18 protein-coding genes and 1 pseudogene are annotated in these 19,415 nt (G+C 47.7%); 2 read left to right on the forward strand and 17 right to left on the reverse strand.

Going from position 1 to position 19,415, the window contains the following annotated elements:
- The 17 genes and pseudogenes from LDL18_RS05755 to LDL18_RS05835 all read right to left on the reverse strand — a co-directional run.
- Positions 1-392, reverse strand: a pseudogene (locus tag LDL18_RS05755) (hypothetical protein); the annotation flags it as partial.
- Between the two features lie 8 nt (positions 393-400).
- Positions 401-1,285 carry a hemolysin family protein gene (locus LDL18_RS05760; RefSeq protein WP_296507682.1) on the reverse strand — a complete coding sequence of 295 codons (885 nt, stop codon included), beginning with the start codon at positions 1,283-1,285 and terminating at the stop codon, positions 401-403.
- 54 nt (positions 1,286-1,339) lie between these two features.
- Positions 1,340-1,870, reverse strand: coding sequence for an rRNA maturation RNase YbeY (gene ybeY, locus LDL18_RS05765; RefSeq protein ID WP_296507684.1), 531 nt, complete (start codon positions 1,868-1,870; stop codon positions 1,340-1,342).
- Complete coding sequence (locus LDL18_RS05770) at positions 1,857-2,948, reverse strand: PhoH family protein (protein ID WP_296507688.1); 1,092 nt, start codon at positions 2,946-2,948, stop codon at positions 1,857-1,859. The genes ybeY and LDL18_RS05770 overlap by 14 nt, the downstream gene beginning before the upstream one ends.
- Positions 2,949-3,056: 108 nt before the next feature.
- Complete coding sequence (miaB, locus tag LDL18_RS05775) at positions 3,057-4,394, reverse strand: tRNA (N6-isopentenyl adenosine(37)-C2)-methylthiotransferase MiaB (protein ID WP_296507690.1); 1,338 nt, start codon at positions 4,392-4,394, stop codon at positions 3,057-3,059.
- Between the two features lie 97 nt (positions 4,395-4,491).
- Positions 4,492-5,025: a chemotaxis protein CheW gene (locus LDL18_RS05780; protein ID WP_296507691.1), complete on the reverse strand. Its 534-nt coding sequence runs from the start codon at positions 5,023-5,025 to the stop codon at positions 4,492-4,494.
- A 146-nt stretch (positions 5,026-5,171) separates the two neighbouring features.
- Complete coding sequence (locus tag LDL18_RS05785) at positions 5,172-5,537, reverse strand: response regulator (RefSeq protein ID WP_296507693.1); 366 nt, start codon at positions 5,535-5,537, stop codon at positions 5,172-5,174.
- A 144-nt stretch (positions 5,538-5,681) separates the two neighbouring features.
- On the reverse strand, positions 5,682-6,233 hold the full coding sequence (locus LDL18_RS05790) for a chemotaxis protein CheD (protein ID WP_011240053.1): 552 nt from the start codon (positions 6,231-6,233) through the stop codon (positions 5,682-5,684).
- Between the two features lie 21 nt (positions 6,234-6,254).
- A complete protein-coding gene (locus LDL18_RS05795) occupies positions 6,255-7,313 on the reverse strand; it encodes a chemotaxis response regulator protein-glutamate methylesterase (protein ID WP_296507700.1) in 1,059 nt (352 codons plus the stop codon).
- Positions 7,310-8,182 carry a protein-glutamate O-methyltransferase CheR gene (locus LDL18_RS05800; protein WP_296507702.1) on the reverse strand — a complete coding sequence of 291 codons (873 nt, stop codon included), beginning with the start codon at positions 8,180-8,182 and terminating at the stop codon, positions 7,310-7,312. Before LDL18_RS05800 ends, LDL18_RS05795 begins: the two co-directional genes overlap by 4 nt.
- Positions 8,179-10,509, reverse strand: a complete 2,331-nt coding sequence (locus LDL18_RS05805; RefSeq protein WP_296507704.1) for a chemotaxis protein CheA — start codon at positions 10,507-10,509, stop codon at positions 8,179-8,181. The genes LDL18_RS05800 and LDL18_RS05805 overlap by 4 nt, the downstream gene beginning before the upstream one ends.
- Positions 10,510-10,519: 10 nt before the next feature.
- The gene (locus LDL18_RS05810) at positions 10,520-10,789 is read right to left on the reverse strand and encodes a chemotaxis protein CheX (RefSeq protein WP_296507706.1); all 270 of its coding nucleotides are present in this window, start codon (positions 10,787-10,789) and stop codon (positions 10,520-10,522) included.
- 172 nt (positions 10,790-10,961) lie between these two features.
- Complete coding sequence (locus LDL18_RS05815; RefSeq protein WP_296507707.1) at positions 10,962-12,275, reverse strand: methyl-accepting chemotaxis protein; 1,314 nt, start codon at positions 12,273-12,275, stop codon at positions 10,962-10,964.
- A 432-nt stretch (positions 12,276-12,707) separates the two neighbouring features.
- Positions 12,708-14,870, reverse strand: coding sequence for a bifunctional (p)ppGpp synthetase/guanosine-3',5'-bis(diphosphate) 3'-pyrophosphohydrolase (locus LDL18_RS05820; protein WP_296507708.1), 2,163 nt, complete (start codon positions 14,868-14,870; stop codon positions 12,708-12,710).
- 142 nt (positions 14,871-15,012) lie between these two features.
- Positions 15,013-15,495, reverse strand: coding sequence for a hypothetical protein (locus LDL18_RS05825; protein ID WP_296507709.1), 483 nt, complete (start codon positions 15,493-15,495; stop codon positions 15,013-15,015).
- A gap of 126 nt (positions 15,496-15,621) precedes the next feature.
- Positions 15,622-16,317, reverse strand: a complete 696-nt coding sequence (locus tag LDL18_RS05830; protein WP_296507712.1) for a hypothetical protein — start codon at positions 16,315-16,317, stop codon at positions 15,622-15,624.
- Positions 16,318-16,757: 440 nt separating this feature from the next.
- On the reverse strand, positions 16,758-17,555 hold the full coding sequence (locus LDL18_RS05835; protein ID WP_296507714.1) for an SDR family oxidoreductase: 798 nt from the start codon (positions 17,553-17,555) through the stop codon (positions 16,758-16,760).
- Between the two features lie 322 nt (positions 17,556-17,877).
- Here LDL18_RS05835 and LDL18_RS05840 point away from each other — a divergent pair, with 322 nt between their 5' ends.
- Both LDL18_RS05840 and LDL18_RS05845 read left to right on the forward strand, forming a co-directional pair.
- The gene (locus LDL18_RS05840; RefSeq protein ID WP_296507716.1) at positions 17,878-18,642 is read left to right on the forward strand and encodes a hypothetical protein; all 765 of its coding nucleotides are present in this window, start codon (positions 17,878-17,880) and stop codon (positions 18,640-18,642) included.
- A 213-nt stretch (positions 18,643-18,855) separates the two neighbouring features.
- The coding region (locus LDL18_RS05845; protein ID WP_296507718.1) for a radical SAM protein at positions 18,856-19,415 on the forward strand (560 nt) is incomplete at its 3' end.

The raw sequence follows: 19,415 nt of genomic DNA on the forward strand, positions 1-19,415 counted from the left end.
GTAAGATGCCAGAAAAGACGCTTGAGAAATCCCGGTTTATGACGAGAGGAAATCGGAGCGTTGGATTCTGAAACGAGAATATCGCCATTCGGTAACAGATAAAGCCATTGGGGATGAAATAGTTTATCGGCAAAAAGCGATATTTTTAAACCCGAAACTGTTTCTGGCTTTTTATGATCGTCCGACCACCCGACAAAGCGCCCCGGATTGAAAACCGGCCAAAGTCTATGCCATCTGGGTTCGGTTAGAACCGGTTTTGTGCCTGTGACCTGATCAAAAGGCACATGCGCCCGATCCCTGAGAACAACCGGCGCGCTTATGCAGGCCAAAAGCAGCATCCCGCTAAGGAGGCGTCTTCGGTTGCTCATCCGGTTCCAGATATTTTTAAGCATAAAGGGCTTTAATCCTCATCCGGATTCTTTTTAGGGGGGTAAAGTCTGACCCGTTCGACATGGCGACTGTCTCCGGCCAGAATTTCAATGCGCCAACCGCTGGGATGTTCCAAGATTTCGCCCCGTTGTGGAACATGTCCCGCCAAAACAGTCGCAAGACCGCCGATGGTATCAACATCTTCTTCGACTTCGCTGAGATGGGGGTCAATCCATTCCGCGATGTCTTCCAATTCTGTCCGGCCTTCGGCTTCCCAAATACCGTCTGGACGAGCGGTCAGAAGCGCGGTTGGGGCTTCGTCATGTTCGTCTTCGATATCGCCGATGATTTCTTCGACTAGATCTTCGATGGTAATCAGACCTTCGGTGCCAGAATATTCATCCAAGACAATCGCCATATGGGTACGGGTTGCCCGCATTTCAGCCAACAGATCAAGCACCCCCATAGTTTCAGGGACATAGCGAGGTTGGCGGAGTAGGGCTTTTAAATCGAAATTATCCCTTTGGCCTTCGGCCATCAGGCTGAAGATATCTTTGACATGCAACATGCCAATAATATCATCCAAGGTTTCTTTATAAACCGGAAGGCGGCTGAGACCGCTATTGGCAAAAGCGGCAATCAGCTCTTGCCCGTTAATATCGTCGGGAACCGCGACAATATCGGCGCGAGGCGTGCCGACATCTCCGGCTGACCGGCGACCAAAATGTAATAGGCGACGGAGCATCCGTCTTTCTATTGGGGATAGGTCATCGCGATCAGGCGCATCATGCTCGTGTTCTTCGATCGCTTTTTCAATGACTTCGCGTAGAGTGGGTTCTTTTTCTTCGTGGAAAAGGAAATTACGAAGGCCGCGCCACAAGCCGCCTCCGTTGTCGGTACTGGAATCTTCAGACATCTCCCGCGCGTTATCTCCGCTTGATTGGTGGGTAGTAGAGTGAATGGACTTGATTTATTCGTCAAGACCTTCCTTGCCCGTTTCATGATCTGAATAGGGGTCAGGAATGTCGAGTTGAGCCAAGGCTTTTCTTTCCAAATCTTCCATTATTTCGGCTTCATTGTCCAAGATATGATCATAGCCTAATAAGTGAAGGGTGCCATGGGTAATTAAATGGGTGACGTGATTTTCAAGTGAAATGCCCTTTTCCAAGGCTTCTTTTTTCGCGACATCAAAGGCAAGAATGATATCGCCAAGAAGGCATTCGGAACCCGCCCTGTTTTTGATTTTGGCGAGTTCTTCGGCTTCCATCATCGGAAAAGAAAGCACATTAGTCGGGCGGTCTTTATCGCGCCATGTTTTATTCAGCGCATGAACCGTGTCATTATCAGAAAAGCATACCGAAATTTCGGTTTCATAGTCTTTGGCAAGAAGAAAATCGGAGGCACTTACAGAAACGGCCTGTTGGCAGGCCGTTTGTGCTAGAGCCTCCCAGTTACTTTGCTCTGGCCATAAATCGGATATATCGGCTTCAACCGTTATCATCAGGAGTCTCTTTTGGTGGATTTTCAAGAACGCTCATGTCAACCGTGGCCGGATTTTGTTCGAGCATGGCTAAACGAGCGCGGCCTATCGGCGTATTTTCATAGGCATCAACAATGCGTCCAACCAAAGGATGACGGACAACATCTTGTGCGGTGAAGCGGGTAATACCGATACCATCAACATTTTCAAGGCGGCGCACCGCATCGGCGAGGCCAGATTTTCCCGGATTGGGCAAATCAACCTGTAATGGATCACCGCAAACGACCATTCGGCTGTTCATCCCGAAGCGGGTCAAAAGCATTTTCATCTGTGCCGGTGTGGTATTTTGGGCTTCGTCAAGAATAACGAAGGCATCGGAAAGCGTCCGTCCCCGCATGAAGGCCAAGGGTGCAATTTCGATTTCGCCATTTTCAAGACGACGTTCGACCTGTTCCGCCGGTAGCATATCGTAAAGGGCATCATAAAGCGGCCGGAGATAAGGATCGACCTTTTCTTTCATATCGCCCGGAAGGAAGCCGAGCCTTTCCCCTGCTTCGACCGCTGGACGGGAAAGAATGAGGCGATCAACCGAACCTTGAATCATCTGTTGCACCGCCTGTGCTACCGCAAGATAGGTCTTGCCGGTACCAGCGGGCCCAAGCGCAAAGATGATATCTTTTGACTTGAGTTGTTCCATATAGCGAATTTGGGTCGCTGAGCGCGGAATAATCGTTTTTTTCCGCGTCCGAATGGACAATTCCGGTGCATGGCCGTGATCGGTTCTGATAATGCCCTCCATCGAATTATCGGAGGACATCGCGATAAAGGCTTCTACGGCACCTGTATCCAGTTCCTGCCCTTGGATAATCCGGTTATAGATGCTGGTCAGCACTTCGCGGGCGCGTGCCGCATGGGTAGCTTCACCCTCGATTTGCAAACGATTCCCTCTGGCGGCGATGTAAACGCCGAGGCGATTTTCAATAGTTACCAGATTTTGGTCATATTCACCAAAGAGACGGCCTAATAGTTGAGGCTTATCAAAAATAAGCTCAAGTCGGGCAAGATCACCGGCCTGAGCCTGCACCATTTTGCGCGCCATTCTTTTTCCCTATATCGTCGCCCTTTGGAAGGCGTGGCTTTGGTGATGCTAGACTATTTCCTGTGACAAGGAAACCATCGAAATGGGGCGTTTCATCCGCCAAGGAATCTAGGCCGTGGCAAGCTGTTTTTGATTAAGCCATTGGCCTTTCACGCTGTTGGGCCCTGCATCCGTCAAAGTGACCTCGACAAGATCACCAATCGCCACCGGCGCTTCGATAATGACCGATTGCAGCCAAGGCGACTTACCGATCATCTGGTCTGCTTTTTTGCCTTTCCGTTCGATCAGGACAGTGGCTTTCCGGCCAATCGTCTGCTGATTGAAATCGAATTGTTGCTGATTAAGCAAGGCTTGCAGTCTTTGCAGGCGCTCACGGCTGATCTCGGGATCAATCTGATTATCCATATCCGCAGCCGGTGTCCCTGGGCGAGGGCTGTAGGCAAAGCTGAAGGCTAAAGAATAGCCGACTTCTGAAATCAAATCCAAAGTGGCCTGAAAATCTTCTTCACTTTCACCCGGAAAACCGACGATAAAATCACCGGAAAGGGCAATGTCAGGGCGAACCTCTTTCAATCGGTACATCAAGGTAAGGTAGCTTTCCGCTGTATGCGCGCGGTTCATCGCCTTGAGAATCCGGTTACTGCCGGATTGCACCGGAAGATGTAAAAAGGGCATCAGCTTGTCGATTTCACCATGTGCCTCGATCAAGCCTTCTGTCATATCATTGGGATGGCTGGTGGTGTAACGAATCCGTTCCAGTCCGTCGATTTTAGCCAAGGCACGAATAAGACCATCAAGGCCTTGATTCCGTCCGACTTCGTCTTCGCCTGTCCATGCGTTGACATTTTGACCGAGTAGCGTGATTTCCCTTGCGCCTTTATCTACCAAGGCGTGGGCTTCTTTGACAATGCGTGACCATGGGCGCGAAACTTCTGCCCCGCGCGTATAAGGCACCACGCAATAGGTACAGAATTTATCGCAACCTTCCTGCACCGTCAGAAAGGCACTTGCCCCCACTTGCCGCCTTTCGGGAAGCGCATCGAATTTGGATTCAAGCGGCATGTCGATATCAACGACTTTGCCTGAAGCCGCTTTTTTAATCAATTCGGGTAAATGGTGATAGGCTTGGGGCCCGACCACAATATCGACCATCTTGGTTCTGGCCAGCACTTCGGCACCCTCGGCCTGTGCAACGCATCCGGCGAGAGCAATCATCGGAGAAGAGCCATCAGGGCGTCTTAACCGACCGATTTGGGAATACACCTTTTCCGCGGCTTTCTCACGGATATGGCAGGTATTGAGAACGACAAGATCGGCACTGGCCGCATCTTCTACCGCTTTCATCCCTTGGGATTCCAATAATTCGGACATCCTTTCGCCGTCATAGCTATTCATCTGGCAGCCAAAGGATTTGATGTAAAAATGCTTTAGAGAAGGTCGGTTCATAAAAAAGCTATAGCCAAACAGTTGAAAAGCCGAAAGAGGGCGGTGTTCATTTAGCCGCCCTCTGGTTACTTTTTATCCTGAAGCGTCGCAATCTTGCCTATTCGGCCTGATCTGGTATCGGCAAGCCGTTTTCGCGCAGGCGATCCAAGGCAAGAACCATAATCATTCGGTCATCAATCGTGACCAGACCTTCCAAGAAGCGGGCGGCCGTGGATTCCCCGACATCTGGCACCGGTTGCAAATCTTCATGACGGGCGGTCACAATGTCATTGACGGCATCGACAATCAGGCCTTGCAACTGTTCCCCGATTTGGACAACGATAATGACATGGCGTGCCGTTGGTTCGGTCATGCCCCAGCCGAGCCGTTGGCGGAGATCGAAAACCGGAAGCACCACGCCGCGAAGATTAACAACGCCGCGGACATAATTGGGAACATTGGGCAAGTTAGTGGCCGGTGACCATGCCCGAATTTCGCGGATAGCCATTATATCGACCCCGAAAAATTGTTCCCCGATATGGAAAGTGATTAACTGGCGCGCGCCGGAAGAATGCTGCCAATCATGGGCTTGATTTTGCAAAGCCGTGTTTTCCGTTTTTCCTGCCACCAGCTCGTTTTTAGTTTCGCCCATAATGAAGAGCCTCCTTTTTCACCGCCTGAAAAATGGTTGAAAATTTTTTCCGAAAAACTTTGTGTCCCGAAATAAAATCGTAAAGCCGATTAGGGTAGTTTAATGAAACAAACGCCTTAAAAGGAACGGCTGATAAGCTGAAAATGTTAATGAAGCACCCGTCGAATGGCCGCTGCCAATTTATCGGGGCTGAAAGGTTTAACAATCCATCCGGTGGCACCGGCGATTCTTGCCCGTTGTTTTTTCTCATCCGAGGTTTCGGTTGTGAGAACCAAGATCGGCATATTGCGCCAGCTGTCATCCTGTCGCACATTTTCGATCAGGCCAAAGCCATCCATCCGCGGCATGTTGATGTCGGTGATAAGCAAATCGGGACGATTATTGCTTAATTTTTCCATCGCATCAATGCCATCTTCGGCTTCGATGATTGTATATCCCATTTTGCCAAGCGCTGCCCGTAAAAGCATCCGCATACTGGGTGAATCATCAACAGTCATTATCGTTTGAGCCATGATATATTCCTGAAAACTAGCCTTCACTCAAAAATCTGTATTCCCTGAGCCTTTATTCAAAAATGACCCGATCTCTTGAGTGACAAAAGCGGATAAATCGCTGAATGAAGCCGAATATAGGATATCGCTTTGTAAAAAGTAATATCAGAAAAAGGTAACATCCCCTGCTTTGTCGGGAACCACTTCCAGTCTTTCGACCGGTCTTTGGTTTTCGACATGGCGACAACGAGCAAGCCCCAAAGCCGGACAGAAATCCACCCGTCTGGCAGTAGTGCCGCCAATATCTTCTGCATTAAGAAGAATATGTTCGTCTTGAAGAAAACGGCGAGCAAATTCGGCATTTTTGATACCGATATCCCCAAAACCGCTTCGCATGGTTGCCCCGCCATAAAGACGGGCGCGAAGGCGGTTACGATGCGCCCCCTTGGCAAGCATCGCATTGATGAGCACTTCCATAGCGTAAACCCCATATCGTTTAAGTGAATTAGGGTCGTGATCGCTGCCACTGGGTTCGGCCAGCAGGAAATGATTCATGCCACCGATTTTGGCGATGGGGTCGTAAAGACAAGCGGCGATGCAACTACCCAATACCGTCGAGAAGACAACATCGTCTTCACTAGAGACTTGTTTTTCTCCTTGCATGACATCAATGCGTTTGAAATTATTGATATTAATTTTCATAGTTGTTTCGGCCACAGCATCTTGCCTTTTTCGCTGTTAGGCGCAGGCCTCCAACGCTTTGGCGACAATACGGGATAAGGGCAATTGGCTTTCAACCGCGCCCATACGATAAGCCGCAGCGGGCATTCCATAAACGACGCAGCTTTCTTCATCCTGTCCGATGGTAAAGGAACCTGTATCGCGCATGGCTTTCAGTCCCATGGCACCATCTTGTCCCATACCGGTCAGAATAATACCGATTGCCCGACGACCACAATTTTTGGCAACCGATAAGAATAATCTGTCGACTGAAGGGCGATGACCCGACATTGGTTCATCGGATACCAAGAGACAGCGAGGTCCATGCGCCGCATTTTGGAATTCAAGATGGCGTTCCCCACCCGGAGCGATGTAAATATGCCCCGGTGTCAAAGGATCACCAGTTTTAGCTTCGGACACCTTGGGAGGACACATCCGGTCAAGACGGTTCGCAAAGCTCGCTGTGAATAACGGAGGCATATGCTGCACGATCAAAGTCGGCGGGCAATTGACCGGAAAATCTTTCAGCAAAGCCAGCAGCGTTTCGACACCGCCAGTTGAAGCACCGATAGCAATGATGCTGCCCGGTTTCGGGCGATAGCCAGAACCCACGCTTGATGGCGCAGGCGCGGCATTTTGGGCAGAGGCCGAACGGTTGCGGAAAGAAAGAGGGCGGTGGCCTCCGTTCTTGGCAGCGGCCTTGATCATACTGATCAAAATTTGGCTTTGGCTTTTATCAGAGGCAAAGCCGAGCGCGGGTTTAGCGAAGCAGTCAAAGGCACCTAACTCCATGGCCTTTAAGGTGGCTTCGGCACCCGCCGCGGTTAAGGCCGAGACCATGATGACGGGCATTGGACGCAGCCGCATCACCTTTTCCAGAAAATCCAATCCGTCCATGCCCGGCATTTCAATGTCCAGCGTCATGACATCAGGATTGAGTTCTTTAATCATCTGGCGGGCTGTCGAGGGGCAGTCTGCTTTGCCGACGACTTCGATTTCTGGATCTGACGAAATCATCATGGATAGGATGGCACGCATTGTTGGCGAGTCATCGACGATAAGTACTTTGACAGTCACATCGATCTCTTTTGATAAATAGTTTGTCCTTTGGAGACAAAGTCCTGTGAGGCTTTGCCAACAAGGCGTTCAGAATGGCCGATATAGAGATAGCCGCCAGTTACTAATTTTTTGGAAAAATTCTGGAAAAGAGTGCTTTTTGTCGGCTCGTCGAAATAGATCATGACATTCCGACAAAAAATAACATCGAATTGATGCCGCATTGGCCATGTGCCAAGCAGATTCAATTCTCTAAAGGCAATGAGTTGTTGGCAGATCGGGTTAACGACCATGGAATCGCCATCGGCTGTCATCCAGAGATTGCGAAGGCTGGCTGGAATGGATTCCGCAATGCTGTTCGGATAACGGCCAGCGCGTGCCGTTGCCAGCACATGCGGAGCCAAATCCGATGCCAAAATACGAAAGTCATGTTTGAGCAACCAGCGCGGCAAATTCCGATCATTACCCGCAAGCGCCATAGCCAAGGTATAAGGTTCTTCACCGCTGGAGCAGCCTGCCGACCAGATGCGGACACGGCCGCCGGATTCCAGTTTCTTTTTAAGCGCTGGCCAGACTTGATTGACCAAATGGTCAAAATGATGCTTTTCCCGAAAAAAACTGGTGTGATTGGTGGTCAGCGAAGTGACTGCCCGCGTTCTTTCTTCCTCGTTTTCATCGAGATAGGTGAGATAGTCTTTGAAACGTTGCATCCCGCAGGCACGCAAGCGTTTCGAAAGGCGGGAATAGACCAGATTGGTTTTGCTGGACTGTAACGTAATACCGGCATTTTGATAAACGAGATCGCGGACTTTCTCGAAATCTTTCAGCGTATATTCGAATTCCCGTCTTTCTGAAGGGAGGGCGTTTTTTGTGTCTGTAGTGAGGGTCACGCAGCCATCCCGATAGAAGATGAATGGAGATCATGCCGCCAACGGGCGACCAAGCTATCGACATCCAGAATTAAAGCGACCCGTCCATCGCCCAATATTGTGGCACCAGCCAGACCCGCAATGGCCTGATAATTGGCTTCGAGGCTTTTGACGACGACTTGGCGTTGATCGAGAATTTGATCCACCATCAAAACGGCTTGACCGCCATCGGATTCGACCACGATCAGAACCGATTTGAAGGGGTCTAATTCTGCATTTTCGACCGATAATTCCCGTCCAATAGACTGGATAGGGACATAAGCACCGCGGACGTTTAAGAGTTTTTCTCTTGTGCCGATGCCGCTTATTTCGCCTTCATTCGGTTGCAGACTTTCAACAATATGGCCGAGCGGAATAACAAAGGTCTGGTCACCGACCTTGACAATCATGCCATCCAAAACCGCTAAGGTGAGAGGGAGGCTTAAGGTAAAGGTCGATCCGAAGCCCGGACGGGAATTGATACTAATTCGTCCGCCCAAGGCCTGAACATTTTTGCGAACCACATCCATGCCGACACCACGACCAGAGACATTCGTGACTTTTGCTGCCGTCGAAAATCCCGGGGCGAAAATCAGATTGTCAATATCATCGTCGGACAAGGTTTGATCGGGAGCGACGATGCCTTTTTCGATCGCTTTTTCTAGAATGCGAGTCCGGTTCATTCCTTTACCATCGTCAGAAATACGAATGATAATCCGGCCTGAACGATGTTCGGCAGCCAAGGTGACAACGCCTTCTTGTGGCTTGCCGGCAGCGACCCGTTCTTCAGGTGTTTCTAGACCGTGATCGACCGCGTTTCTGATTAAATGGGTCAGTGGTTCGCCGATGCGTTCGACAACCGTTTTATCAACTTCGGTCATTTCCCCGATCACATCAAGACGGACTTTTTTACCTGTCTCGCCTTCCAATTCACGGATAATACGCGGCACCCGACTGAAAACTGTTTTCATCGGTTGGGCGCGGATGGACATGGCGCTATCTTGTAATTCGCGGGTTAGATGATCGAGATCGGTTAATTCGGAAGAGCCGGAAAGACCTTGATCCGTCAAACGTTGGGCAAGCATCGCCTGCGTAATGACCAATTCACCGACAAGATTGACAAGACGATCCAGCTTTTCGAGGTCAACGCGAATGGTTTGTGCCATCGCCGGTGCCGCCGAACGCGGCGGCTGAGGTGGTGCCTTTGCTGGAGCCGCCGCCGGAGTAGGGGAAGCCGGTTTTTTAGCGGCTTCTACCTTTGCGGTCGGTTTGGAGGCTGGCGGCGCTTTGGCTGCCGGTTTTTCTACGGCTTTGGTTGTTTCTTTGTCGCCTTTTGGTGCCTCAATTTTGGCAAGCGCCTCTTTTTCCGATTGATCGGTTATCCGCTTTAACGCTGCCTTTTCAGGCAGTGGTGGCATTTTTTTATTCTTATCGCCCTCGCGGGTAAGAACCACTTCGGAAATATCGCCGACAAATTCAAAAACAGAGCGGATATCTTCTTCTTCCGTATCCGCAGGTAATCTGACCCACCAACCGAGATAGGATATTTCAGGGTTGATATCTTCGAGTGTGGGTAATTCCTGATAATCAGTAGCGACTATCTCGGCACCCAAGGAATCCAATTCGCGCAACAATAATAAAGGGTCGCTGCCATTATCAAGGGCATGGCGGTCTGGTTTGAACCACAAAAGCCATGACTTGGGCGCGTTATCCTCTGCGTCGCTTTCTTCTATTTTTTCTTCTGCGACAGTAGCCGTCGTTTCGGGTTCTTTTTTGTCTTCTGTTTCAGCCGGTGCGTCCAGTGACGTTAAGAGATCGTCAAAGTCGAAGTCTCCGTCAATATCAGAAGAACTTTCCTCTTCTGCTGGAGCTTCTGGCTCGGGCGGGGTTTCCGCTGGGGCTTCGGCGGCCGAGCTTGATGGTTCGCCACCCCCTTCTTCCATGGCGGCAGTCAGGCGATCCATAATACCGGAATCATCCGGCATATCCCGTTCACCGCTGGCAGCAGCGACGTGGTCGCTGAGCATATCAAACGCCGCCATCAAAGTTGACAGCAAATCAGGGGTTAGAGTGAGAACGCCATTTCGTAATTTATCAAGCAGCGTTTCATAATGATGGGCAAAGCTGCGTAGCTGTTCAAAACCGAAAGCCCCAGCACCCCCCTTGATCGAATGGACAGCCCGAAAAATAGTGTTGATGGTTTCGTCATCCTGCACGCCATCGCGGCAGAGCGAGAAACAGGCTTCCATATTAGCGAGGCCTTCCTCGCATTCCTGAAAGAAAATATTTTGAATTTCGTCGAAACTCACGGTCTCATCCTCAGGTTAATGGAACGAAAAGCAGGGATTCGATGCCCAAAAGACGGGCACCATAGCGAAGGGCTTCGCTAGGATCTTCGATCAGAAAAGGCAGTCCTGCCTTTTCTGCAGTGAAACGGGCGCTGAGAAGAATTTGCAGACAAGCCTGTCCTACCATTTCAACGGATTTTCCATTGAGGTGAATCCAGCTATTTTGCTCCAAATCGGCTTTAATCTCTGTTGCGAGAGAAAGCGCCTGTGCTGTATCAAGCTTTGTAGGCAATGCTTGCATTTCTTCTTCCTTACACTTTCGGTCTATCCGGAAATAACAGAAGACGGAATGTTGTTAAACATTACGGCAATAATGGTTTAAATTTTATTTAAAAAAACAAAAACCATCTGTAAGTTTTGCTAGATAGACAGAAAGAAAAGCCCCCATATCCGGTTAAATATAGCTTTCTGAATTACGCATGCGTCAACTGTCTTGCACCCGTTGATCTTGCGGTATTCAAGCTAAAGCGAGCGACCTGACTGGAAAGATTGTCGGATTCTTCGGCAAGGCTGCGGGCGGCTGCGGTAGCCTCTTCCACCATGGCCGCATTTTGTTGCGTCACAGAATCCATCTCCCCAATCGCAATATTAATTTGTTGCAATCGTTCAGATTGAGCATGGGCGGCTTCTGAAATAGTCCGAATAGATTGGGTGATCTCTGAAATACGAGAAATAATGCGTCCCAACAAATCCCCCGCTTCCATAACCAGATGCACCCCTTCGGTAATCTGCTTGGCGTTGGTTGTAATCAGCCCTTTGACGTTATTGGCAGCATCAGCAGAACGTTGCGCTAATGCCCGAACTTCGGCGGCGACAACAGAGAAGCCTTTTCCGGCATCACCTGCTCTTGCGGCTTCGACACCAGCATTCAAAGCGAGAAGGTTAGTCTGGAATGAGATGCCGTCGATTAAGCCAATAATAGAGGCGATTTCATTCGCCTGTTTTTCAATCCCGCCCATAGCTTCGGTGGTGTTTTTGATAACAACACCCCCTTGTTCGGCATCACGATTGATTTCCGTCATCAATTTATTGACATGAGCCGCGCTGGAGGCGGTTTCATTGATGCCTTTCGTGACATCATCCATCGTCCGTGAGGTTTCTTCGATGCTGGCGGCATGTTGTTCCGTCCGCTGTGCCAGATCATGCGAGGCATCGCTGATTTCACGTGCGCCGGTGTTGATGCTGTTGCTGGATTCTGCAACCGTTCGGGTCATTTCAGCAAGAGAATCTAAGGCCGCATTATAATTATGGCGTAAGGCTTCATAAATAGATGGAAAAGCGCTGGTAATACGAGAAGCCAAGTCGCCTTTGGCAAGGCCATTCAGTCTTTCGGCCAAGGTGTCGGTAACAACGCTTTGTCCCTTGGTGACTTCTTGAAGATCAATGGCATTGTTGCGGAAAACGTCCATGGCGCGGGTGATCCGGCCGACGCAATCTTTGTTATTACGGAAGAGAATGGGGCTGTTGAGATCGCCTGCGGCCAGTTCTTCCATCCGAACAACCGTTTGGACATAAGGCTCGCTGATCGCTTTTCCGCTAGAGTAAGAAAAGACAAGGGTAAGTAAAATACCCGCCGCCGCTGAAAAGATAGCTGCTGGAATACTGGATAAGATCAAGAAACTGCCCAAGATAGCCAGCACCATCAACAGGGATATAACAAGATGCCCTAAAACGATAACCTGAAATTTCGTCTTGATAGGGGCTTGGGTAGAAAACCAATTCAACATGGTATTTTTATCCTTACCTTTTAGTAAGCGCGTCGGTCTCGGGTAGTTTCAAAGCAAAAGGGGGGTGGATGCAGCAGAAACCGGACAAACTGGAGCTTTTTCTGTCTTTTATAACGACCAAAATGGTTTAAAATTCATCTGTTAATAAAAAATAAAATAACGTATAACGATTTATTACTTTTTTGCTTTTCTGAAATTGTTTCTGTCTATTACTGGATATGTTATTTTTATTTAAAATTTGAATTTTCGTTAAATTTTGTAATAAAAAATAGACAATATTTTGTTCTTATCACAAAAAAATCTAAAGACAGTTTTTAAATTTTTATCACAGAAATTGATATTTTCGTTTTTTAAAAAAGCGTATAATAATAATAGCTTGCAAGTATATTATAACCTGCAAGCCATTACCATGCAATAATAGGGTGTCAGAAATCAGGCTTCATAGGGAAGCTGCTCTCTTTCGGCTTGAACAACCCCGTCTGCTGCACGCAGCGCAGCCAAAATGCGCATTAAATGTTGTAAGTCACGGACTTCTAATGTGACGTTGAAAACGTGGAAATTTTCATCTCTGTCTGCCAAAACCAGATTGATGATATTGGCTTTATGCGCCCCGAAAATAGTGGCGACCACACCCAAGGCACCCGCTTGGTTTTTGACAATAACTTTGAGCCGGACAGTTGCCCCTTCCGCTTTGTCATTCCAACGTAAATCGACCCAATCTTCGGGGTTGGTTTCGGCGAGATGCGGACAGTCAATCACATGCACTTCGATGGCAGCATGAGGCCTTCTTAAGCCGACAATCCGGTCTCCTGGAACGGGATGGCAGCATTCAGCTAAGTCATAAGCTGCCCCCGGAGTAAGGCCTTCGATTGAAATAGCATGATTGACCAAGGGAGGCAGTGGCGCGGTGGCATCCTGAAGCGCCATGCCCGGCATTAGAGCCTCTATGACAGCATCGTCGGTGATATTGCGAAGCGCGATGGCTTCAAAAAGATCATCGGCTTCTTTCAGATTTAAGCGAAGAAGTGCCGCCTCTAAGGCATTTTCTGAAAGAGGTGCCGGAAGCCTTTTGATGATCGCTTCGTAAAGTTGCTTTCCAAGGGTAAGGGTATCGCTCCGCTCTTTATGGCGGACAAAACGACGAATAGCCGCGCGGGCTTTACCGGTGGTAATAAAATTGAGCCATGAAATTTGGGGCGTTTGCGCGGCTGAACGCAGAATTTCGACTTGATCGCCATTTTCAACGCGCGTGCCTAGGGGCACCACGCGACCATTGACTTTGGCACCGACTGTTTGGTCACCCAAATCCGTGTGAACAGCATAAGCAAAATCGACCGGTGTTGCCCCCAAGGGAAGCTGTATAAGCTCACCTGTTGGGGTGAAGGCGAAGATACGGTCTTTATACATCGCCATTTTGGTATGTTCGAGTAGCTCTTCTGGGCTTTCGGCATTGTCCAGAATTTCGACCAAATCGCGAATCCAGCCGCTTTGCTGGAATTTGTCCGGCACCGTTTTCTGTTTATACGCCCAATGGGCGGCAAGGCCATATTCGGCCTGTTCGTGCATGGCTTGTGACCGTATCTGTATTTCAATACGGAGATTTTCATTGTGAATGACAGCCGTATGAAGCGAGCTGTAACCGTTGCGGCGCGGAGTCGAAATATAGTCTTTGAAACGCCCCGGCACCATTGGCCATTTGCCATGCAAAATGCCTAATGCCCGATAGCAATCTTCTGTATTATCGACGATGACCCGAAAGGCCATGACATCTGAAAGCTGGTCAAAGCTGATATGGCGCTCTTCCAGTTTTTTCCAGATAGAATAGGGGTGTTTTTGGCGGCCTGATACCTTGGCTTTGATACCCGCTTCTTTAAGCAAAGCCTCTATGCCGGTGATGATGCGCTTGATTTGGCCGGTATCGCCTTTGTTAAGTTGTTCCAGCCTTTTCGTGATCGAAGCATAGGCTTCCGGTTCCAAAAATTGGAAGGAAAGGGTCTGCATCTCTCGCATGAATTCATACATGCCGATCCGTTCTGCCAACGGGGCGTAGATATCCATGGTTTCACGGGCGATACGGCGGCGTTTTTCTTCCTTTTTAATGAAATGCAATGTCCGCATATTATGCAGACGGTCTGCCAGCTTGACCAGAAGAACGCGAATGTCGTCTGACATAGCGAGCAGGAATTTTCTGAGATTTTCAGCCGCGCGCTCGGTGACGGATTGTGCCTCGATTCGCGATAATTTCGTGACACCATCAACCAGACGCGCCACCGCTGACCCAAAGAGTTTTGCTAGCTCTTCGCTGGTCGTTCCAGTGTCTTCAACAGTATCATGCAGGATGGCCGTTATGATTGTTTCAGCATCCATATGGATATCGGTCAGGATTCCGGCCACCTCTAGCGGGTGGCTGAAATAGGGATCGCCGCTTGCCCTTTTCTGATTGCCATGCGCTTTCATGGCGAAAACATAGGCGCGGTTTATCAACGCTTCATCGGCGTTTGGATCGTAGCTTAAAACCCGATCGACTAATTCATATTGTCTCAACACGGAGATAAAATTGCGGAGGATTTCAACATATTGCAAGCCTTCATTCATATGAAAGGCAAATTTTTTTGTGAGGTTGAAATCTGTCTTTTTGAAAGGCTGTTATTGTTAGGTAATCTATCATTTCGCCTCGGAAGCGATTGAGGGCGCTTTCCGAGGCTATATCGTCGCTGATTATCTTGAAATCGGGCGATTAAAAACCGCGTTCGGCATTGCGGCGCTGTGCATCAAATTTGATAGCGGCCATTGTGTCAGGCAGTTTTTCGGATGCTATATGGCTATTGTAATAGACGAAATATTTCTTCAAGGGCGCTTCATATTCTTTACCCGCTTTGCCTAAATGTTGGTCGGCTAAATGGGCGATGGCCGCGAGTTTTGCCGGTTCAACGGAAGCGGGATCGGGATTAGCCTGTAATATTGCTAAAAGGTCAGGCTGAATGGTAATCGCTTTTGGCATTTTTGCTGCCTGTTCTGCGGCATTTTGGGCATTGATGCTTTTCCAGCGAAGCATTTGGCCGCCCACAAGGAGGCAAAGTAAGGCCAAGGAAACAACGATATGGATTAAGGCCTTTTTCAGGCTGCCTTTGTGAAAATAGAGCCAGTAGAAAAACATGAGCATCGCGGCAATAAAATAGAGCGCAATCACGGCCGCGATGATATTGACGATATTATCCATAAAATTCCCCTCATCATTAAGTATATTTGAGGGTATAGGGTGGAATAAGGTTGTTTGTAAATTACATGAAATAGTAATAATCGTAACAAATAATGTAATGATGTTCAGGGTGTTATTTTAACGCGGCTATATAGCTTTATCGTCGGATTTTTGTAGGTCGTTTTGATTGTCGCTAATTTGAAGGGATAATCCGCCTTTTTTAGCGGCTTCCAGCAGCATTTCCCAGAGGGTATCCATATTAAAATCGCCTAATTTTTCTGTATTTTTTTCGGCTAACTTTTCAGAGGCTTCTACCATGCTTTCTGTCCAACCAAGGGCATCGCGGACATCCTGACTCATATGGTTATATAAAGCTCTTGTGGCCATTGCTTCGCCTCGAAAATCGCCATATTCAATCGAGGCTTCAAAGGGTTTCAAGGATATGGCTACGCGCTCTGCCAATGTGGCGATGGCATGTTTTGATAAATCATCTGAAAATTCGTTATTTTTATCTTTTCCAATTTGAGCCAATTCGTCATCTGTAAAAGAGGAAAGATCAAGCCATTCTCCGCCTTTAGAAGAATCAAATGTAATAAACGAGCCGTCATCACGCGCTTCTTTAAAAAGGGTGTTAATGCGTGATTTGAGAGAGGGTTGTGCGTTTTCTGTATCAGGCTGTGAATGAAGGAGCGACTTAGCTTTATCCGATATTTGGACAGCATTCTCCTGATTTTGTGACTTCGCATTTGAAGCCATATTATCGGGTTTTGGGGTGGATGCTGTATTCCCTTTGTAGAGGGTGAGATTGATACTTGGCCAGCAGGTGATATTGGATAAGGGCATTAATGTATCCTTTAAAAATCTAATGATTTAGGCAATGTAATATTATTTACCCATGAAGTATCATTGGATATTAAGAGGGTTATTTTGTGATAAGTGTTTATGTTGTTAGTAACGGCATTGATGACGGAGTGTTTAATTTATTTCTATTTTGAAATAGAAGAAAATTACCCTCTAATTTTGATATTTTTCTATGATGAAGATAAAAATATTATTGTTGAGTGGTCTTTAAGTCTTCAAAGAATGCCGAGGTCGATAGAATTTTATTTGAGAGTAAGTGATGACCGAATGACGATTTCTATAAATATGAAAAAGAAAGGGCTTTCTGTGTAGTGGAAGAGGCAGAAGCCGTTGTGCCTTTTGTTGACTATCGAGTTATTGAGATGTGAGGTAAAAAAAGGGCTGCTAAAATGCAGCCCTTTTTTGCGGTTATCGCTGTATTTTTAGAGATAATTGAGGATACCACCTTCAACGCGGAGAGCGGCTCCGGTCGTGGCAGAAGCCAAAGGCGAGGCAGCATAAAGCACCATATTGGCGACTTCCTCAACGCTAGCCGCGCGTTCAATAATCGAAGAAGGACGGAGATTTTTGGTAAAATCGGCAGCCGCTTCTTCGTAGCTTTTTCCTGTTTTTTTGACTTCTGGTTCCAGCATTTTTTTCAAGCCATCGGAGAGCGTGGGCCCCGGCAAGACAGAATTGACGGTAACGCCGGTTCCCGCCAGCGTTTTGGCAAGGCCACGGGCAATGGCAATCTGGGCGGTTTTGCTGAAGCCGTAATGCACCATTTCTTCTGGAATATTGAAGCCGGATTCAGATGAAATAAACAGCACCCGCCCCCAGCCTTTTTCTGCCATTTTTTTGGCATAAGCGCGAGAGAGACGAACGCCAGACATCACATTGATGTCAAAGAAGTTCTGCCAGCAATCATCGCCGATATCGAAGAAATTGCCTTGGGGGCTGAAAATACCCACATTATTGACCAGAATATCGCAAGCTGGATGCGCCTTGACCAAGGCATCGCAGCCTTCAGCCTGTCCAAGATCACCAACGAAGCCAACAACTTCGGCTTCTGGGGCGGCTTTTTTGACTTCGGCCATCGCACTATTCAATTTTTCTTGATGACGGCCATTAACAATAACCTTGGCACCGGCTTCCGCGAGACGAATAGCAATGCCTAGGCCGATGCCTTCGGATGATCCGGTGACAATAGCTGTTTTGCCGGTGAGATCAATTTTAACCATCTTCTTCCTTTCATTGAATCCTCTATGCCCGAAAGAGAAAGCAATCTGTCCTGAGGACGTTGCCTTTTGATTAGGGGCGAGGGTAGTTTTGATAAGGAAACGATTGCTCTGCAAAGAATTTCCGAGTTTTTGCGGGTGATTATTCAGATAAAAAAAAGCGTCTTTATCGGTTTATTCGATATATGGCAGAGGCCGTTTTATCAGAAAATTGTGGGCAGGTGATAAAGACGGGGCTGTGCTTCTTTTCAGGATATGAGATGAAAAACGGGGTGAAAGAGGTTTCATTTGCCTGAAAACTAGCCTTGTTTTATAGGGTTTTTCTATGACCCCGATCCATGCTCAACCGCCTATCCGTGATGATAGTTTTGCTGCTTTGATTGCCCATGCGGCCAGCTTTTTTTATGGCGAAAGAAGAGCCATCGATTTTATTTATAGTGTATCGCGGATTTGTGAGTTCAAGACCTATTTTCGTGACTTTTTGACCAATGCCGTTCAGCCGGATATCGCTGGTATTTTCTTGCTGTATCCAAAAGCCTTGGAGGACAAGGCTTTTGAACGGGAATTTTCGTCTTTTGTCGAAAAAGATATTTTGGTTCCAGCGGCGACCCCCGATGGTTGGATTTTGCCGAAACTATCCCAGAAAAACGATATTTTTGAAGCTATTATGGCTTTATTCGCGTTAAAAAAGAAATTTAGAAAGCGGGTAAAGTATTTTTTTAGCTTTGAACTGTTGTTTGACGAGAGCTATCGCGACAAAATTTTCTTTGCTTTGTTGTTATTGGCTATCGAGCATATCGACCGCAGTCGCAATGTCCAATTTATCGAAGAAATCGGCGATATTTTTAATAAGGATTTGAAAAATACTTTGTTGATCCTGTCGGAAAATCGCTCTTTCGCTTTTGATAGTTTGTTGCTGCCTATGGAAAATGAGGCGGTTTACCCTGATCTTGTTGATGAGGCGGTTTTTGTGCCAGCGGGGCAATCGGGTGATGATGTCAGCTTTTCGATCAAAAGTCGTAATATCAACCAGATATTATCTTCTATCGCAGCTTTGATATTGGGTGATATTCCGGTAAAAATTAGATGATTTTATAGATATATTATCGGGTATATCGGGATGCCATGATGCCCGCAATCAGTGTGATGAGGAAATATCATTGGCTATTTAGGTCATTATTTTTATGGCCTTCTGTGTATTTCTGTTTTCTTTGTCGCGCCTATCCTTTCGGCGTGGCTATCCATAACGGCCAATTATTGGCATTAAAGGCGATTATTTCGCTGCGAAAAGGGTTTTTAAAATATGGTATCGGTGGGAACACAGTCTCATTCAGGTAGAGATCAGGCCGAACAGAATCCCTCTGTGGAGAATGTTCGTTATGACTGGCAATTGGATGAGGCTTTGGCGATTTACAACCTGCCTCTTTTGGAGTTGATCGGGCGCGCCAATTCTGTCCATCGTCGTTATCATGATGCAGGTCATCTTCAAAAAAGTAGCCTTTTGAGTATTAAAACCGGCGGCTGTCCTGAAGATTGCGGCTATTGTTCCCAATCCGCCCATCATGATGTTGAATTAACCCGCGAAAAGCTGATGAACCCGATGGCGGTTATCGCTTTGGCTGCGAAAGCCAAAAAGGCCGGTGCCGAGCGTTTTTGTATGGGGGCGGCGTGGCGCAAAGTGCGGGACGGTAAGGAATTTGATGCCGTTTTAGAAATGATCCGTGGTGTTCGCGCCTTGGATATGGAAGCCTGTGTTACCTTAGGTATGGTCAACGAAGATCAGGCCAGACGTTTGGCCGAGGCCGGATTAACCGCCTATAACCATAATTTGGATACGGGCCCCGAATATTATCCCAAAATTGT

The organism is Zymomonas sp. (assembly GCF_020216885.1).
Lineage (GTDB): Bacteria > Pseudomonadota > Alphaproteobacteria > Sphingomonadales > Sphingomonadaceae > Zymomonas.

Bases quoted from the DNA above. Each gene is read 5' to 3' on its own strand.
- LDL18_RS05830 (WP_296507712.1), bottom strand. From the start codon at position 16,317: ATGCCCTTATCCAATATCACCTGCTGGCCAAGTATCAATCTCACCCTC.
- LDL18_RS05835 (WP_296507714.1), bottom strand. From the start codon at position 17,555: ATGGTTAAAATTGATCTCACCGGCAAAACAGCTATTGTCACCGGATCA.
- LDL18_RS05825 (WP_296507709.1), bottom strand. From the start codon at position 15,495: ATGGATAATATCGTCAATATCATCGCGGCCGTGATTGCGCTCTATTTT.
- LDL18_RS05780 (WP_296507691.1), bottom strand. From the start codon at position 5,025: ATGGGCGAAACTAAAAACGAGCTGGTGGCAGGAAAAACGGAAAACACG.
- LDL18_RS05815 (WP_296507707.1), bottom strand. From the start codon at position 12,275: ATGTTGAATTGGTTTTCTACCCAAGCCCCTATCAAGACGAAATTTCAG.
- LDL18_RS05820 (WP_296507708.1), bottom strand. From the start codon at position 14,870: ATGAATGAAGGCTTGCAATATGTTGAAATCCTCCGCAATTTTATCTCC.
- LDL18_RS05840 (WP_296507716.1), top strand. From the start codon at position 17,878: ATGACCCCGATCCATGCTCAACCGCCTATCCGTGATGATAGTTTTGCT.
- miaB (WP_296507690.1), bottom strand. From the start codon at position 4,394: ATGAACCGACCTTCTCTAAAGCATTTTTACATCAAATCCTTTGGCTGC.
- LDL18_RS05770 (WP_296507688.1), bottom strand. From the start codon at position 2,948: ATGGCGCGCAAAATGGTGCAGGCTCAGGCCGGTGATCTTGCCCGACTT.
- LDL18_RS05760 (WP_296507682.1), bottom strand. From the start codon at position 1,285: ATGTCTGAAGATTCCAGTACCGACAACGGAGGCGGCTTGTGGCGCGGC.
- LDL18_RS05785 (WP_296507693.1), bottom strand. From the start codon at position 5,537: ATGGCTCAAACGATAATGACTGTTGATGATTCACCCAGTATGCGGATG.
- LDL18_RS05810 (WP_296507706.1), bottom strand. From the start codon at position 10,789: ATGCAAGCATTGCCTACAAAGCTTGATACAGCACAGGCGCTTTCTCTC.
- ybeY (WP_296507684.1), bottom strand. From the start codon at position 1,870: ATGATAACGGTTGAAGCCGATATATCCGATTTATGGCCAGAGCAAAGT.